14 protein-coding genes are annotated in these 17,004 nt (G+C 49.3%); 10 read left to right on the top strand and 4 right to left on the bottom strand.

Annotation, left to right across the window (positions count from 1 at the left end):
* Nucleotides 1–16: 16 nt before the first annotated feature.
* From K384_RS01590 to K384_RS01580, 3 genes are all read right to left on the bottom strand, one after another.
* Nucleotides 17–3,286, bottom strand: a complete 3,270-nt coding sequence (locus K384_RS01590) for a TonB-dependent receptor (protein ID WP_038028692.1) — start codon at nucleotides 3,284–3,286, stop codon at nucleotides 17–19.
* A gap of 467 nt (nucleotides 3,287–3,753) precedes the next feature.
* Nucleotides 3,754–5,778, bottom strand: coding sequence for an NAD-dependent DNA ligase LigA (ligA, locus tag K384_RS01585; protein ID WP_038028690.1), 2,025 nt, complete (start codon nucleotides 5,776–5,778; stop codon nucleotides 3,754–3,756).
* Entirely contained in the window at nucleotides 5,775–6,026 is a 252-nt protein-coding gene (locus tag K384_RS01580) for a cytochrome b5 domain-containing protein (protein ID WP_038028688.1), read from the bottom strand. Before K384_RS01580 ends, ligA begins: the two co-directional genes overlap by 4 nt.
* A 286-nt stretch (nucleotides 6,027–6,312) precedes the next feature.
* On the opposite strand from K384_RS01580, the gene K384_RS01575 reads away from it, so the two are divergent.
* The 10 genes from K384_RS01575 (at nucleotide 6,313) to K384_RS01530 (ending at nucleotide 15,539) form a co-directional block, all read left to right on the top strand.
* Complete coding sequence (locus tag K384_RS01575) at nucleotides 6,313–7,116, top strand: prohibitin family protein (protein ID WP_038028686.1); 804 nt, start codon at nucleotides 6,313–6,315, stop codon at nucleotides 7,114–7,116.
* 170 nt (nucleotides 7,117–7,286) lie between these two features.
* Nucleotides 7,287–7,730 (top strand): hypothetical protein, encoded by a 444-nt coding sequence (locus tag K384_RS01570; protein ID WP_038028684.1) that lies wholly within the window; start codon nucleotides 7,287–7,289, stop codon nucleotides 7,728–7,730.
* A gap of 91 nt (nucleotides 7,731–7,821) precedes the next feature.
* Entirely contained in the window at nucleotides 7,822–8,946 is a 1,125-nt protein-coding gene (locus K384_RS01565; protein WP_038028682.1) for a TolB family protein, read from the top strand.
* A gap of 19 nt (nucleotides 8,947–8,965) precedes the next feature.
* Nucleotides 8,966–9,553, top strand: a complete 588-nt coding sequence (locus K384_RS01560; RefSeq protein WP_038028680.1) for a hypothetical protein — start codon at nucleotides 8,966–8,968, stop codon at nucleotides 9,551–9,553.
* Between the two features lie 5 nt (nucleotides 9,554–9,558).
* Nucleotides 9,559–9,834 (top strand): acylphosphatase, encoded by a 276-nt coding sequence (locus tag K384_RS01555; protein ID WP_038028678.1) that lies wholly within the window; start codon nucleotides 9,559–9,561, stop codon nucleotides 9,832–9,834.
* A gap of 91 nt (nucleotides 9,835–9,925) precedes the next feature.
* Nucleotides 9,926–11,929 (top strand): ankyrin repeat domain-containing protein, encoded by a 2,004-nt coding sequence (locus K384_RS13190; RefSeq protein WP_051633009.1) that lies wholly within the window; start codon nucleotides 9,926–9,928, stop codon nucleotides 11,927–11,929.
* Nucleotides 11,930–12,057: 128 nt separating this feature from the next.
* The gene (radA, locus tag K384_RS01545; RefSeq protein ID WP_038028676.1) at nucleotides 12,058–13,425 is read left to right on the top strand and encodes a DNA repair protein RadA; all 1,368 of its coding nucleotides are present in this window, start codon (nucleotides 12,058–12,060) and stop codon (nucleotides 13,423–13,425) included.
* A 52-nt stretch (nucleotides 13,426–13,477) separates the two neighbouring features.
* Entirely contained in the window at nucleotides 13,478–13,930 is a 453-nt protein-coding gene (locus tag K384_RS01540; protein WP_038028673.1) for a hypothetical protein, read from the top strand.
* 270 nt (nucleotides 13,931–14,200) lie between these two features.
* Entirely contained in the window at nucleotides 14,201–14,428 is a 228-nt protein-coding gene (locus K384_RS01535; protein WP_038028671.1) for a hypothetical protein, read from the top strand.
* A gap of 4 nt (nucleotides 14,429–14,432) precedes the next feature.
* On the top strand, nucleotides 14,433–15,539 hold the full coding sequence (locus tag K384_RS01530) for an AMP-binding protein (protein ID WP_051633008.1): 1,107 nt from the start codon (nucleotides 14,433–14,435) through the stop codon (nucleotides 15,537–15,539).
* On the opposite strand, the gene K384_RS01525 is transcribed toward K384_RS01530, so the two are convergent.
* The gene (locus tag K384_RS01525; RefSeq protein WP_038028668.1) at nucleotides 15,481–16,932 is read right to left on the bottom strand and encodes a sodium:solute symporter; all 1,452 of its coding nucleotides are present in this window, start codon (nucleotides 16,930–16,932) and stop codon (nucleotides 15,481–15,483) included. The two genes, K384_RS01530 and K384_RS01525, sit on opposite strands and share 59 nt — an antisense overlap.
* Nucleotides 16,933–17,004: the final 72 nt, after the last annotated feature.

Below are 17,004 nucleotides of genomic sequence, written 5' to 3'. Positions count from 1 at the left end.
CTATTGAGACGGTTTCTTATTGGAAGATATAACGGATACCCAGTTGGGCTTGCCAACGTGAGCTGTTAATACCGCTATCATCAATGGTAGCAAAATCTTTTACTTTCTTGGTGTTCACATCGAAAGTAAACTGCGGGGTCACGCCGTCAGACTCATAGCCTGCGAAGTTGATAACACGGTAGCGTGAGATGAAGTATCTTCTACCCCAGTTTTTGTTCAACAAGTTGGTAAAGTTGAATACATCGAAGGTGATTTGCAGACGGTTTTCCTTGCCGTTGTTCATCTTCAACTTAAATTCCTGCATCAACTTCAGGTCTACGATGTGGGTGAAGGGGGTGCGACCGGCGTTGCGCGGCGCAATTTCACCACGGTATTTGCGCAAGTAAGGATCGTCTTCGATGAATTTATTCAGTGCCTCCCACTGTTGTGCTGCCGTGATGGTGTTGCCATTGCCATCTACGTAGTCAACCAAGTTGATTTCGCTGGCATCGCGCGGCACGTAAATCAAGTGATATTGGCTACGCTCTGTGCCACCTGATTGGTCGTTGCCACCAATGGCACCGTTGTAAGTGTAAGAGAAGCGGTCGCCCGATTGCCCGTTGTAGAAGAGCGAAATCATAGTAGAAGCATACTTGCTGTATTCGAAGCGATAGGCTACGTAGGCGTTGATACGCGAGCCGAGGTCGAAATCGGAGAAACCAAGGTCGAGGTTGTTCTTGTCGGTCGATTCCACACGGCGCCAGTTCGAAGAGTTTTGCGAAGACAAGCCGTCATGCAAAGACATGGCGCGCCCAAAGGTATAAGACAGGCCGGCAGTCCAGTTGTTTGAGAAAGGACGGCTCAACGAAGCGGTCAGGTTGTAGGTGTAACCTTCGTTGGTGTTGTCTGCCCAAATCACACGGTCATAAGCGGGGTCCACTTTCTGGCCGTTGTAGATGGGACGGTTGTCACCATAAGGTGTATTCAAGAACTGGGTAGGCTTCTGAATGTTCAGGTTGCGGTAATACACGTAGTTGATATTTTTGGTGTAGATACCCTCTACGGTGGCTACCCAACCCATCGGCAGTTTGTAATCCACTGCCAAGCTGGTGCGGAACACTTGCGGGAACTTAAAGTTATCGGTAAACAGGTCTATCTGGCTGGGCGAAGAACCTGCACCGGCGATGTCACTACCTACGTAATTTTTGGGGTTGGGATTGAAAGGCAAGGGCTGACCATTCGATGCCAAAGTAGGATTCGAGGCATTGATGGTTGCCAGATATACGCCGTTGTTGGTGTAAGCACCACCGGGCCATACAAAAGGAATGCGACCGGTGAAGATACCTGCACCACCACGTATTTGCAGGGTTTGATCGCCTTTCACGTCGTAGTTGAAACCTACTTTGGGCGAGAACATCACCACACCTGAAGGCATGTTGCCGCTCTTGGCTCCTTTCAAGTCACCCCATTCGGCTTCGAGCAAAGGCAAGGTGTTTTGGTTGAAGTTTTCGTTGGCTTCGGGCTTATCCAAGAAGAAAGGAATGTCGATACGCAAGCCACCGGTGATTTTCAAGCGGTTGTTTACTTGGAATTCGTCTTGTGCATACCAGCCGGTTTGCAATACGCGGAACTGGGCAGCTACATCTTTGGCAGCATCGCCTTGCGCCGCATCGATACTGGGCTTTAGCACATAGGTACGGGTATAGAACGAAGGACCGGCATCGTTCAAGAAGTCTTGCAGGCTGCTGTAAGTATATGAACCGAAGTTCTGACGAATAAACAAGTTATAGATATTGTAATATTCGTTGTGAGTTCCCAAAGTGATGGTATGGCGGCCTTTGTAAATAGAGAAGTTGTTGGTCAAGGTGAGTATATCCTGATTCAGTTCGTTGCCTATTGAGAACTGCTCTGAACCGAAGTTGATTTCGCCATTGCCGTCAATGATGGTCACGAAGGGGAAAGGATTGCCCGTATAGCCACGGTCGTCGCGTACTGCGGTATAACCGAGGATCATCTTATTGGCAGTGTTGTTGCCATTATAGGACCACTCCAGAGCAGTAGAGTTGGTAGTGCTGGGGAAGAATTCGGCAGTATTGAAGAAGTTAATTTCTTGCGAAGTACTGCGGTTGGCTTCCAACTCTTCGGCATAAGAGTAGCTGTGACGCAGCGACAACTGATGCTTCTTGTTGATGTTCCAGTTCAACTTCACGAACAACTTGTTGCCGTTTTGCTCACGGGTGTTGTCGCGGTAGTCACCGGGGTCATAACCATACTGGGTAATGAGGTATTGACGCAGGTTGTCTAAGTCTTGCTGGGTGGCGTTTCCTTGATAGTTTTGGTCGAAAGGCTGCGGAATGCGGTCGCGCTGAATTTCGCCATTGATGAAGAAGAAGAGTTTATTCTTCACTATAGGACCACCCACACGGAAACCATAGGTCTGAGAGGTAAAATCGTTCAGTTTGGTGCGCTCGGCATTGGGGTCGTTGGTAGGTGTCAAGCCGGCAAGCTCCTGGTTTCGGAAGAAGTAGTAAGCCGACCCTTCCACGTTGTTGGTACCGCTGCGGGTTACGGCGTTGATGCCACCACCGGTAAAGCCACCAATGGTTACGTCATAGGGCGAAAGCGATACGCTCAACTGCTCGATGGCGTCCGGGCTGATGGGCTGAATACCGGTTTGCCCACCGTTGGTACCACTACCCGACAAGCCAAATACGTCGTTGTTTACGGCACCATCGATAAAGATAGAGTTGAAACGGTTGTTTTGACCGGCAAACGAAATGGCAGGACCGTCGTTGGTTTCCAACACAGACGACTGAGGCGTAAAGCGCAGATAGTCAGTCAGGTTACGCGAGGCTGTAGGTGCCACATAGTTGATGATGGTTTCATCTACCACGGTTTTGGCACCGGTGCGGTTGCCGTCGAAGAGGTCATCTTTTTTGGCAGTTACCTCAACGGCAGCCAATTCATACTCTTCGGTTTGCAGGCGGGCATCGATACGGAAAGTCTGTCCCAGCTGCAAGTAGATGTTCTCCAAGGTAAAGGTTTTGTAGCCTACAAAAGAGATTTCCACTTTGTAGGGACCACCCACGTTCATGTTGCGGATGTTGAAAATACCGTTTTCATTGGTCACGGCACCATACTCAGTACCGGTAGGCTCGTGAATAGCCAATACCACGGCGCCCGGAAGGGGCTGTTTGTTTTCATCGACTACCTGCCCGTTCATAGAGGCAGTAGTTACACCCTGGGCGGCTGCGGTGAGCATCCCTCCCAGCAGGAATACCAAAATTGATAGATACCAGTTTTTCATGACAAAAACTCCATTTTGTTTGGCGCAAAGTTATCATTATCAAAGCAGTTCAATGTTAAGACATTATTAACAATCGCAGAGTTGTTCATATTTTTTAGTTTTTTTTATTACCCCCTCCTTTGAAAGCAAGCGCTTACACGGAAAGTTGTTTGGTCAAGCTCTGCTCATTGCCAAAAAAGCAGTTATAAAAATTGAAGAACAGCTCTATATCTTTCTTTTTACCTCAAACAAGGCGGTATCTTAGTTTGTCTTCTCTTAAAATCCACCTCATGCATAACGCATTCACTATCAATCAAAAAAAATTAAAACAAGTATCTTTTTTGGGACTTAAGTCGATAAAAAATTACATAATTGACACACTAAGCCCACCCGGTTTTTCTCATCAAGCAAAAAGCAGCAGACTTTTTTAAGTACTGCTGCTCTTCCTCTTGCCGTCCGGTCAAACAGGCGATATAGCATGAACAGAATCAGGCTTGACACATTGCCAACAGCTCGTCTTCTGTAATGACTTTAATGCCCAGTTTTGTTGCTTTTTCCAGCTTGGAAGCTCCGGGCGCCTCCCCTACTACCAAAAAGTCGGTTTTGGAAGACACCGAGGACTTCACCACCCCGCCATGCCGTTCAATAAAATCTTTTATCTCATCGCGGGAAAAATGGCGAAATGTGCCGGACACAACAAAAGAAGCACCGTTCAAAACATGACTTTGCGCCCGCTCTTCTTTCGGCATTTCAAGCTGCACCCCGGCCCGTCGCAGGCGCTCTATCAACTGCATGTTTTTTTCGTCTTCAAAAAAGGCACGGATGCTGTCGGCAATGACCTCGCCTATTTCCGGCACTTGCATCAGCTCTTCTTTGCCGGCACGCCGCAAATCGTCGATAGAAGGAAAATGTTTTGCCAGCACTTTGGCGACCGTTTCGCCCACATGCCGGATGCCCAAAGCATACAATACGCGCGGATAGGGCACCTGCTTGGACTTTTCAATGGCATTGAGCAGGTTTTGAGTAGAACGCTCTTTGAAGCCCTCCAACTGCAGAATTTGCTCTGCTTTCAAATCGTATAGATCGGCAATATCCCGCACCAGGCCTTTTTCGTAGAGCAAAGCAATGATGCGCTCACCCAGCCCTTCGATGTTCATTGCACGCCGGTAGGCAAAGTGCTCAATGCGCCCTTTAATTTGCGGGGGGCACCCCCAAGTATTCGGGCAAAAATAAGCAGCTTCTTGCGGCTCACGCTTCAAAGGCGTGCCACATTCAGGACAGTTTTTGGGGAAATGCACCGGGCGTGCCCCTGCTGGGCGCCTGCTTGCATCCACACCGGTGATTTGCGGAATGATTTCTCCGCTTTTTTCCACACGCACCCAGTCGCCATAGTGCAAATCCAGCTTTTTAATATAGTCTTCATTGTGCAGCGAAGCCCGCTGCACCGTAGTGCCCGACAGCTGCACCGGACGCAAGACAGCCACGGGCGTAACGGCTCCCGTGCGTCCCACTTGAAACACCACATCTTCCAATACGGTCAATGCCTCTTCCGGCTTGTATTTATAGGCAATAGCCCAGCGTGGGCTTTTGGCGGTGGTGCCCAGCTGCTCCTGCCAGTCATAGCGGTTTACTTTTATTACGATGCCATCGATTTCAAAGGGCAAGTCATGGCGTTTTGCCTCCCACTCTTGCACATAGGCCAACACTTCTTCTATATTATTGCACAGGCGGGCGTGGGGCGACACCGGCAGCTGCCAACGTTCGAGCTGTTGCAGTGCTTCCCAATGACTGGACACTATTCTTGGCTCTGTCAGCAGAAAATAGGTATAGCAGCTCAAGCGCCGGCGGGCTACTTCTTTGGGGGCTTGTAATTTCAAAGTGCCGGCAGCCGTGTTGCGCGGGTTGGCAAACAGAGGTTCCCCATCCATAGCCCGCTGCTCGTTTAGCTTTTGAAACTGCGCTTTGGTCAACACCACTTCGCCGCGCACTTCCACATAAGCGGGCAAGGGTTCCCGGCTCTCGATACGCAAGGGGATGGAAGCAATGGTTTTGATATTGGGCGTTACGTCTTCTCCTTCCACACCATTGCCCCGGGTAACACCCCGCTGCAAAATACCGGCACTATCATAAATCAAGCTGATAGATACCCCATCTATCTTCAGCTCGCATACATATTCTATAGGCTCTGAGGCAGTCAACCCCAAGAAACGACGGATGCGCTGCTCGAACTCCCGCAGTTCGCCCTCCGAGTAGGTGTTATCGAGCGAAAGCATGGGATAACGGTGGCGCACCGTAGGAAATTCTTTAGTAAGGTCTGATCCTACGCGGCGGGTGGGCGAGTCGGGCAATGCCAAGTCGGGAAAGGCTTCCTCCAGGCGGCGCAGTTCGTCCATCAGTTGGTCGAACTCGTAGTCGGAAATTTCCGACACATTGTCCACATAATAGCGTTTGTTATAATAATTGATGCGCTCAACAAGCTCTTGTATGCGCTTTTTGGCAGCTTCTTTATTCATGACTGTTTGAGTTTACCTACTACCGGAAATTTTTCAAATACGCCTGCCGTATGGGGGGCATCGTGGTCCAGCTCTTCTGTCAGGTCTTGCCCTGCCCAATGTTCATAATGTTTGCCATTGCGCCACAAACGCGAAGCCGATACGTCGTAAATCACACCACGGTAGGCTACCCATATTTCGGCTTTGTCTTGTCCGTTGCGCAGGGCAAGCTGTGCACGAGTATATTCTTTCCGAGTATATTCTTTCATACAATACTATTGACATTGAACGGCAGTCCGTAAAGTTGCAAAAAAGGCATGTATTTTTCGCCTGACAGAGGTTTGAGCATCGCTATTTTTTGCCTGCGCAGCTTATGCTTTTTATTCGTACAAGCCTCACTGCCAACACCAACAGCTGCTAAAAGCATATTTTTCCCAAAAACACATGTAAATGAACAGACAGGGCAAGGGAAAAACCCAAAAATTTACTAACTTCCAACAGGCATCATGCACAAAAACAAAAATACTCATTTGTAAAACCAAACAATAGAAAAGTATGAAATCGAAAACCATCATTACCATTTTTGTAGGTGTCGTTATAGGCCTTGTGATTTTGGGCATGATTTCCAACACCTTTGTGCAAATTGAATCAGGCACCGTAGGGGTAGTCAAAAAACTGGGTGCCGTGCAAGAAGAAGTCCTTCAAGAGGGGCTTCACTTTGTCAACCCCTTTATTACCGATGTGGTCATCATGGATGTAAGAGTGCAAAAATATGAGGTGGACGCCACCGCTTCTTCCAAAGACTTGCAGCCCATAACCGCCCGTGTGGCAGTAAACTTTTACATAGACAAAGAAGCGGCATCAATCATTTATCGGGAGTTGGGGCTGGGCTATTTGAGCACCATTATCGACCCTACCATTCAAGAGTCCATGAAATCGGCTACTTCGCGCTATACCGCCGAAGAACTTATCACCAAGCGCCCGGAGATAAAGCAGGTAGCCTTTGACTATGTGCGCGAGCGTTTGGGTAAAAACCATATCATTGTTACCGACTTTTCTATCATCGACTTTGCCTTCTCACCCGATTTTACGCGTGCCATTGAGCAAAAGCAAATCGCCGAACAAGAAGCATTGGCAGAGAAAAATCGCCTGGAGCGTGTCAAAATGCAGGCGCAACAGGAAATAGAACGTGCCCGTGCCCAAGCCGAAGCTCAACGCTTACTGCAGCAGTCTATTGACGATAAGGTGCTTACGCTGCGTTTTCTTGAAAAATGGAACGGCGAATTGCCCATCGTCATGGGCAGCAGCGACGGCGCCTTCCTCGATGTTACCCAATTTGCCCGCACACGGCGTAAATAACCCCTTACACGGCGGAAGTTTTTCTTCCGCTTTTTTTCTTGCCCGGATAAGCAACATAATTCCACGCCTGTTCGTAAGCTAAACACAACAAAACAGGCTTTTTCCTTTGCTTTTTTAAAGGGAAAAGTTATTTTTGAAAGGAATCACCCACCTTTAAAACAAGCACCCATATGAAAAATGTATTTACCCTTGCCTTCTTGCTGGTCTTTCTAAACGTTTTTGCCGTTTGTGCACAGCAAAAAGCCCAAAGCTACGAAGACCCTTCACCGCTGAACAGCGCTTTGGTAGAAGAGCAAACAACGGCTCCGGTGGCAGATGTGCGTACGGCACCCGCCCATATTCAAAAAGAAGCACCGGCAGTGAAAGCCCCCGAATCCGTGCAGTTAACTGAAAAACAACAAAAGCGTTTTGAGCGCATTCAAAAGAAACTGGAGAAAAAGGTCAACAAGAAAGCCGACAAAGCCAAGAAAGCATACATGAACAACTATGTGCTCATCGGCATCATACTGATGGCTGTGGGCTTGATTCTGGCACTCTTGCCGGTAGTAGGCATCATAGGCATTATTCTTTTGATTGTAGGCTTGGTATTCCTTATTTTAGGCTTGGTTGGCTAAGGTCCATAGTTCTTTTCTATAAATTTCTAAATTTAGGGGCTGTAAGCAGCCCCTTTTTTATTGCATACAAGCAGCCTAAACCTATCGAAGAATGAAAACATATGCCGTTTTTTCCGCCTTACTGGCAATGTGTCTGTGCAGCTGCGGTGATAGCCGCCACCATACACAGAACACCACACAGCAGCAAGAGAGCCGCTCAACAGCATCGCATGACAGCTTGCGTTATCCACAAGAACACCACCTGCGCAATGTCCGGCAACTCACCTTCGGTGGTAACAATGCAGAAGCCTATTTCAGCTTCGACGGGCAAAAGATAGTTTTTCAGTCCGACTATGCAGCCTGGGGCGTCAACTGCGACCAAATCTTTTATTTCGACCTGCAGCAGGGCAATATGAAAGAGCACATGCCCCGGCGCATCAGCAATAACCTCGGGCGCACGACCTGCTCCTATTTCCTGCCCGGCGATAGCCTCATTGTTTTTGCCTCCACTTTTAAGGCCGACAGTGCCTGTCCTCCGCCCCCGCCACGCCTCAAAGGTAAATATGTATGGCCCGTTTATGACAGCTACGATATTTACGTTGCCGACCTGCAAGGCAACATAGTGAAGAAACTCACCAACACACCCGGCTATGATGCAGAAGCCACCGTTTCGCCCCGTGGCGATAAAATTGTGTTTACTTCCATGCGTTCGGGCGACTTGGAACTGTGGGTCATGAATATCGACGGCAGTAACCCCAAGCAAATCACCCACGAGCCGGGCTATGACGGGGGCGCCTTCTTCTCGCCCGACGGCAGTAAGATTGTGTTCCGGGCTTCGCGCCCCAAAACAGAGGCCGAAATGAAAGAATACAAAGAGCTGTTGGCACAAGGGCTGGTGCAACCTACTGAAATGGAAATATTTGTTTGCGATGCCGATGGCAGCAACCTGCAGCAGGTTACGCATTTGGGCAAAGCCAACTGGGCGCCTTTCTTTCATCCTTCGGGCAAAAAAATCATATTCAGCTCCAATCATGCCTACCCGCAAGGCTTCCGTTTCAACCTCTACATGATCAACCTTGACGGCAGCGGCTTGGAACAAATCACCTACGACAGTGTGTTTGATGCCTTCCCTATGTTTTCGCCCGACGGCAAAAAACTGATTTTCAGCTCCAATCGCAACAATCAAGGCACCCGCGACACCAATTTATTTATTGCAGATTGGGTGGAAAATAACTAACCAAAAAAGCAACCGTGTTATGAAAAAATTGTATCCACTTTTAGCAAGCCTGGTAGCAGGCCTCATATTATGGCAATGCAAGGAAAGCAAAAAGCAAGAAATGCCGCCCGTGCCGGTCAAGCAACAAGGCTATTACGAAGTGGCACTGGGCGATACTGTTTACAAGGACAGCTTGCTGCACTCCGACAGCCGCTTTCAGTATCCATACAATGGCAAGTTTCCGCTCGTAACGGCCATCATTGTGGACTCGCTGGCTCCTTACCATCGCATTATTGCCAACTTTTTTGTAAAAGACACGACCCGTTACCTGACCGACACCGTATTCCATTTACGCAAAGAGCAATTCATGGATACGCTCAAACCGCAAAGCTTTTTAGTCTTTATCTTTCACGGCACCGACCACTACTCTTTTCTTGACAACTTAGCCTTGCAAGAAGGAAGCATCCATGTAAAAGAGCTGGGCAAAGGGCGCTTACAGGCTACCTTCGAAGGTACTGCCTATACCCTGCGCGACAGCCTTTATCAAAACGGAAAAAAAGTGAAAGGGCGTATTTGGTTTGAAACTCCACATATCGTGTATAAAAACATGGGACCAAAAGAACAATAAACAGCATGCAAAAAGCCTGTAAAATAAGAGTCTATGGCCGGGTGCAGGGGGTGTGGTTCCGGGCCTACACCCAACGCAAAGCCGAAGAACTGGGTATCAAAGGGTTCGTACGCAACGAAGCAGACGGTAGTGTGTACATAGAAGCCGAAGGCGAAGAGCAAGCCTTACAAGCATTCATTGAGTGGTGCCACGAAGGCTCGCCTTTGGCAAAAGTAGAACGTGTGGAAATAGAACCTTTGGAACCGCCCCCCGGCTATCAAGAGTTTGCTATTCGTCGCTAAACCGGCAGAAATCCTCTGTTTTTTAGTCGTTTCCCTTTCACAAATGCCATCGTTTTTTTAAATTTAAAAAGAACGATGGCTTACTTTTTCTATGGCAAACCTGACTGCTCAACAACAACTTTTTTTGGACTACTGCCTGAATGGGCAAGTTGCCGAGGCCGAAGCCTTGCTGAAAGCAGGCGTTCCGCCCAATACACGCGACAACCTCGGACGCACGGCTTTGATGCTCGCCTGCATGCAAGGCGATACGCCGGAGCTGGTTGCCCTTCTGCTGGAATACGGTGCCAACCCGGCACTCATAGACCAAGAAGGGCGCACCGCCATCGATTATGCAACACAAGCACAGGCGCAGGAAAGCCTGCGTTTGCTTCAAGGCTACCCAAAGAAGCCGGCCCCTTCTGCCAACCCATTGCCAACCAACGAAAACACTTCAAGCATGGATAAAAACAACGCTGCAAAAGCCCCCTCAACCGAAGTACTCGAAGCCATTTTACAAGTATGCGACGAACTGAAAGGCTTACACCCCGAAGTAAACCCTTTCATTTATTTCAAAAAGGCATCGGTGTACTTGCAGATGGGCAGGCGCCACGAAGCGCAAAAGCTTCTGCACATCACCTTCGAGACCTTCAAAGAAGCCTATGGCGACGCTACCCAAGCCGCGCATTGGCGCAAGGAAGTCAAAGAACTGTACATACAAATCATACGCCTCAAAGCCAGCTTGCAGGCCGAAGCCATTTATGAAAATATGTGGCTTTACAACGAAGCTTACCACCTGGCCGAAGAGCCGGAGCTTCGTTTCGAAATGCGGGAAAAAAGAGATGAGCTATACCGGCGCTTTGTAAACAGTGCCCTCCGGTTGAATGACAAAAAAGCCGCTTTCCTTACCGATGACCTTCCGCTTGAAGAGCCGGAAATCGTTTTACCTCTTATAGAAGGCGCTACCGGCATCTTTCGCTTTCTGCACGAAGCCCCGCAAAAAGGAAATCTTTACTTGTTGCACCCCTATCGCCGCCACGTTGCCTATCCGTTCAAGCATGCCTACGGTGCCTTGCTTGAAGACAAAGTCAATGAGCTGGTGCGTATCTTGCAACATTTGGGCGCTCAAAAAATTGAAATCTTCCATGAAACCCTGCCCCCCGACCCGGCTGCCGACAGCGACCGGCCGGCCGACTTCTTGTATGAACTGCATCCCACCCAGCGCCCACACATTCCTTCTGACGTGGTGTGGTACCCCTACGAAACAGAGTGGCAACGTATGGTCAAACAACGAATGCAGGGGGCAATTTTCTCTGCTGAGTTTGTGTGCAGCATAGAAACCCTTCCCACTTTGAGCGACGAAGAACTGGATGCAATAGACAAGGACCTCGCAATGCTCATGCAGGAACAAGAGCATGCAAGCAAACGCAAAAAAGGCAAACGAAGCAGTAAGGCGTCCATCCCCAAAGCCGAAATACATCGTCCTGCCCTGCAATATCGCATCCGCGTACACTTTAGCCCACTCGATGCCCTCACCGCCGACATAAAAATGGAAGAGATACCCACCATCGATGTGCAGCTGTTGCGCCAAGGGCAACTCACGCCCCCCGATGTGACCACCTCTTTCAAAGAAGAAAGAAAAGAGACGGATGCTCCCACGCCTGTCTCCGGCAAAGACACCCGTGTTGAGCCCATTGTGCCCAAAGAAGACACCGAGAGTGCGCCCGCCCCCCCGGTAAAAACAGTAGAAGAGAAAGCAGAAGAACCCCTTGTGCCGCCGCCCATTCGTCGCGACCGCCCCGAAGTGGAAGATGTGCTCGCTCAAAAAAAGGCAAAAGCAAAAGAAAACGGCGACAAAAAAGACGCAGCAGGCTCCAATAATAAGAACAACAACGCCCAACCAACAGAAGAAATGCAGACACACCCCGGCAATTTTATTCAGAGCCTGACGCAGGAAGAAAAATTCTACTTTGAAATGCTGCAACACGCCTATCAAGACGGCGAAATATCGGCAGATATTCGAAAAGTGCTGGACCGCCGGCGCGAGCGCCTGCAAATCTCCTTAGAGCGGGCACAAGAGCTGGAAGAAGTAGTAAAAAAATATTACAGTCCTCAATAAAGCTTTGTGCATGCCCAGCACTTGTACGCCCTTTGCTTTTGGCAAAGGGCTTTTTTCAATGCCTGCCTAATAATTTTGCTTATCTTCGTTTCATGTATCATGTGCAAACCTAAGCCTTGTAGAGCATCGTGGCAAAACCCAAAACCCAATACTTCTGTCAGAACTGCGGACATGCCTCACCTAAGTGGATGGGGCGTTGCCCTTCATGTGGCGAATGGAACACTTTTGTAGAAGAGATTACCACAACCACTCAAGAAAAAAACGAATGGCGCCAAAGCAGCAGCAAGCAAATAGCCAACAAGGCTCGCAAGCTGCAAGAAATAAGCTATGAATCCCGCCGGCGCATAGAAGTGGCCGACCGGGAACTGAGCCGGGTACTGGGCGGCGGCATCGTTCCGGGCTCATTGGTGCTTATAGGCGGCGAACCGGGCATAGGCAAGTCAACGCTCATGCTGCAATTGGCGCTTTCGCTTGCGCAACTCAAAGTACTGTACGTTTCGGGCGAAGAAAGCGAACAGCAGATAAAAATGCGGGCAGAACGCTTGGCTGTACATAGTGATCGGTGTTTTATTTTGGCAGAAACATCTACTCAAAACATATTCAAGCAAATAGAAGCCATAGAGCCCAATTTGGTCATTATTGACTCCATACAAACCCTGCATTCGGCATTGCTCGATTCGGCAGCAGGCAGCGTGTCACAAGTGCGCCAATGCACCGCCGAAGTAATGAAGTTTGCCAAGGAAAGCAATACGCCTGTGTTCTTGGTGGGGCATATCACCAAAGAAGGCAGCCTGGCGGGTCCTAAGGTGCTGGAGCACATGGTCGATACGGTGCTTCAGTTCGAAGGCGACCGCCACATGACCTACCGCATTCTGCGCACCATCAAAAACCGCTTTGGCTCCACCTCCGAACTGGGCATTTATGAGATGCGTGCCGACGGCTTGCGCGAAGTAAGCAACCCCTCCGAAATACTGCTCTCACAGCGCGAAGAAGAGCTGAGCGGCGTAGCCATCGGCTCCACCATAGAAGGGAACCGCCCCTTGTTGGTAGAAGTGCAATCGCTGGTGAGTCACGCCACCTATGGCACCCCCCAACGCAGCAGCACCGGCTTCGATGCCAAACGTATGAACATGTTGTTGGCAGTGCTTGAAAAACGGGCCGGTTTTCGTCTGGGCGACCAAGATGTGTTTTTGAACATAGCCGGCGGCCTGCGCGTAGAAGACCCCGCCATTGATTTGGCGGTATGTTGCTCCATAGCTTCTTCTTACGAAGAAATTGTATTGCCCCCCACCATTTGTTTTGCCGGCGAAGTGGGCCTGGGGGGCGAAGTGCGTGCGGTAGCCAAAATAGAGCAGCGTATTGCAGAAGCCGAAAAACTGGGCTTTCGCACCATCGTTACTTCCAAGTACAACCTCAAGGGGCTTGATTTGAAAAAATTCAATATAGAAATCCGTGGTGTGGCTCAATTGGATGAAGTGTTCCGTGCTTTGTTTTAAACTTGGTCTATTTTTTGCCCTTTGAAAATCCGGTACACCAAAAAGCAAAATTATGAATACCAAGTTGTTTTTATTGTTCACCGTCACCTTGCTCCTTGTCTTATGGGCAGGTGCTCATGCACAGTCCCGGAAGGTACAAGAGAAATGGCTTTGCCAACGATGGATCTACGAGCCTTCTTTATCGCAAGCCCCTGCTTCGCTCTTGGAAAAAGAAGCACTCGACAAATCGGATACCGAGCTGCAGCTTGAAAGTGAGTTAAGCCAAAAGCATGTAGAGCATTTCGATTTTGCCACATTGCAGTTTAAGCGCTCCGGCAAACTTCGCTACCGCAACCAAGGCGATATAGAACGTGACGGACGGTGGCGCCTCAGCGGCGATGGACGCACCCTCTTTATGGAGCTCGACGGAAAAACATACCGCTACCGGGTAGTGGCACTTACGCCTTCCCAACTGGTTATCAGCCATGAAGACGGCAGCCGGTGGGTGTTCGCACCAGAGAAATAGTGAAACCAATGTTACAAGTGTAAAGTCTTTTTACACATTTTTTGCGCCCTGCCGTTGGTCGTTTGTCTGCTTCCGTTCGTCCCTTAAAAAATTTGGTCCATCGGCAGGGCGGCTTATGCTGCTACTACCCACATTTGTTCCTGCGTTTTTGGCGAATGTCTATGCCTGTCAATCTTACATTGCCCGCCGGGCGGACAGGGTACACAGAGCCCTAACCTTTTGTTATTTAGAGGAACAAAAAGATGAAAACTGCTATAACTTTTGAGAATCATGAAAAAGCTTGCTGAACTTCCCCCCGTTCCTTTCACTGTGCGCATGCATGACTTGCGCAACCTGGAAGAATTCGGTGTAACCCCCAATCAGCTGTACACCGTAGTGAAAGTACTGGAGGTCAATGGGCAAGTAGTAGGGTACCGCCTGTTGGAAATTCCTCTTGCCGAAGATGAGGTATTCAATGCCAGCAGGTTTTATATTTACGCCATAGCCAACCCCAACTAACCCCATGACTACGGAAGGAGGCTTACATATCCGTCATCATTTTATTCCGTTCGCGGCTTGCCGGCACCTGTCTTCCCTTCCCGGCGATCTTGATGATTACGAACGACAAGCCATTCATTTTTGCCATCACTGGCTGAAGGGCACCGCCCATTTTACTTTTCACACTTCGGGCTCTACGGGCACCCCCAAGCGCATAAAGCTCTCCCGCCGGCTCATGGCATGGAGTGCCCGCAATACACTTCAATATTTCGGACTACAAAAAGGCGATAGCCTCCTGGTCAATATGAATATTGCATTTGTGGGCGGTGCCATGATGCTGGTGCGCGCCATGGAAGGGCAGCTGCATGCCTATGTGCAAGCCCCTTCGCGCTTGCCCTTGAGTGAAATTCCCGGCAAGCAGTTCGACTTTTACGCTTTTGTGCCCATGCAGCTGCAAAGCATGTTGCACGAAGCCCCCCGGCTGCTTGCCTCTTTAAAACAAGCCAAAGGCATATTGATTGGCGGTGCACCGCTTTCGAAGCATTTGGAAAAGCAGCTATTGCCTCTACAAGCCCGCATGGTTCAAACGTATGGCATGACTGAAACAGCCTCGCACGTGGCTTTGCGTCCTTTGGGAAAGCCTCTGTACGAAGCCATGCCCGGGGTGCATTTCAGCTGCGACAAACGGCAGTGCCTGGTGGTGCATACGCCGCATCTCCCCCCTTTGGTTACTAATGACCGCGTCCGCCTGCACGATGCTACCCACTTCGAGTGGCTCGGGCGCATCGACAATGTCATCAACAGCGGGGGCATCAAAATACAAATAGAACAGGTAGAAGAAGCCACTGCCCGCCTGCTGGAAGAGATGAGTATCCGGTGCCCTTTCTTCGCGACGGGCATTCCCGACCCGCTCTTAGGTCAAAAACTTGTACTGGTGTTCCCGGAGAAAAGCTTGACCAAAGCTGCCGAAGAACAATTGCTACAAGCCCTGCGGCAGCGTATGGAGCACTACAAAGCGCCCAAAGCCGTGCTTTATCAAGCATATATTCCACAGAGCCCTTCCGGCAAAATACTCAGACAGCTGCTCGACGACTCGCCATCCACAGACCCACAAAACAAAGCAGACCATTAAGCAACAACAACTCATAGCCAAACTGGTATCCGTTGAACCAGCGTTCGCTGTTTTCGGCAATGCCCCAAGTGATAAAAGGCGCGGCAATGGCAATCCACGGCACCAGCTTGTCGTTGGTACGGCGGCGGGTAAGCAAACCGAAAGCATACATTCCCAAGAGTGGTCCATAGGTGTAGCCGGCCGCTTTGAATATAGCGCTTATTACACTTTCGTCGTTCAGGCGGTGGAAAACCATAATCACCAACCAAAGCAAAGCCGTAATGCCTATGTGTACACGACGGCGCAGACGCTCCTGTTTGTCCTTGTCTTTTATTTTTTCAAAATCGAGTATGTCTATACAAAAAGAAGTAGTGAGGGCAGTCAAAGCCGAATCGGCACTTGAATAAGCCGCTGCCGTAATACCCAACAAAAAAAAGAGGGCTGCCGTCCAATGAAAATGATTAAATGCTAAAGTCGGATACAACATGTCTGACTTGGCAGGCATAGGCAGCCCGTGCGTTTCGGCATACACATACAGCAGCAAGCCCAATGTCAAAAAAAGCCAATTGACCGGCAGCAGTATCCAGCTAAAAGTAATCATGTTTTTTTGCGCATCACGCAATGTGCGGCAACTCAAGTTTTTCTGCATCATGTCTTGGTCCAAACCGGTCATGACAATGGCTATGAAAGCCCCGGCAATGAACTGCTTCCAGAAAAATTTGCCGTCTTTCCAATTATCCCAAAAAAAGACCTGACTGCGCGCATCTTTCGACAAGCGTTCACTTAGCTCTGTCCAACTCCATCCCAAATCTTCCTTAATAAACCAAATGGTAAATACCACTGCCAGAAGCATGAAGGTAGTCTGCAGGGTGTCAGTCCACACGATGGTTTTGATGCCGCCCCGTGCCGTGTAAAGCCAAATGAGAAGCAAGCTTACCAGCGTGGTCAAGCCAAACGAAAGCCCCCACTGCCGGAAAATGCCTACATGCAAAACCAAGGCAACCAAGTAGAGGCGGAATGCCGCGCCTATAGTACGTGATAAAAGGAAGAAAGCCGCCCCTGTTTTATAAGCCCGCTCTCCGATACGCTCTTGCAGGTAACTGTAAATAGACACCAAATTGAGGCGGTAATACAGCGGCAAAAGCACAAAAGCAATCACGGCATAGCCCAGCAAATAGCCCAGTACCATTTGAAAGTAGGAGAATGCCGAAGTACCCACCCAGCCGGGCACCGACACAAAAGTAACGCCTGACAGCGAAGCCCCTATCATGCCAAAAGCCACCACATACCAAGGCGACTGCCGGCGTGCCACAAAAAAATCGTAGCTGTCGGCTTGCTTGCCTGTCAGATAACCAATAAGCATCAAAACACCAAAATACAGTAGTAAAACCAGTAAAATCCAGTGTGCACTCATAAAAAACTTGTTTTTGCAGGGACTAAACTAATAAAAATACGCACTTTTGTGTTTCCATATAAAAAGCTTGCA

Origin of the sequence: Thermonema rossianum DSM 10300, assembly GCF_000426825.1 — a bacterium.
Classification (GTDB): domain Bacteria; phylum Bacteroidota; class Bacteroidia; order Cytophagales; family Thermonemataceae; genus Thermonema; species Thermonema rossianum.
The sequence above is the reverse complement of the archived record's forward strand: the minus strand, read 5'-3'. Positions and strand labels throughout refer to the sequence as shown.

Bases quoted from the DNA above. Each gene is read 5' to 3' on its own strand.
- K384_RS01590 (WP_038028692.1), bottom strand. From the start codon at position 3,286: ATGAAAAACTGGTATCTATCAATTTTGGTATTCCTGCTGGGAGGGATG.
- ligA (WP_038028690.1), bottom strand. From the start codon at position 5,778: ATGAATAAAGAAGCTGCCAAAAAGCGCATACAAGAGCTTGTTGAGCGC.
- K384_RS01580 (WP_038028688.1), bottom strand. From the start codon at position 6,026: ATGAAAGAATATACTCGGAAAGAATATACTCGTGCACAGCTTGCCCTG.
- K384_RS01575 (WP_038028686.1), top strand. From the start codon at position 6,313: ATGAAATCGAAAACCATCATTACCATTTTTGTAGGTGTCGTTATAGGC.
- K384_RS01570 (WP_038028684.1), top strand. From the start codon at position 7,287: ATGAAAAATGTATTTACCCTTGCCTTCTTGCTGGTCTTTCTAAACGTT.
- K384_RS01565 (WP_038028682.1), top strand. From the start codon at position 7,822: ATGAAAACATATGCCGTTTTTTCCGCCTTACTGGCAATGTGTCTGTGC.
- K384_RS01560 (WP_038028680.1), top strand. From the start codon at position 8,966: ATGAAAAAATTGTATCCACTTTTAGCAAGCCTGGTAGCAGGCCTCATA.
- K384_RS01555 (WP_038028678.1), top strand. From the start codon at position 9,559: ATGCAAAAAGCCTGTAAAATAAGAGTCTATGGCCGGGTGCAGGGGGTG.
- K384_RS13190 (WP_051633009.1), top strand. From the start codon at position 9,926: ATGGCAAACCTGACTGCTCAACAACAACTTTTTTTGGACTACTGCCTG.
- K384_RS01540 (WP_038028673.1), top strand. From the start codon at position 13,478: ATGAATACCAAGTTGTTTTTATTGTTCACCGTCACCTTGCTCCTTGTC.
- K384_RS01535 (WP_038028671.1), top strand. From the start codon at position 14,201: ATGAAAAAGCTTGCTGAACTTCCCCCCGTTCCTTTCACTGTGCGCATG.
- K384_RS01530 (WP_051633008.1), top strand. From the start codon at position 14,433: ATGACTACGGAAGGAGGCTTACATATCCGTCATCATTTTATTCCGTTC.
- K384_RS01525 (WP_038028668.1), bottom strand. From the start codon at position 16,932: ATGAGTGCACACTGGATTTTACTGGTTTTACTACTGTATTTTGGTGTT.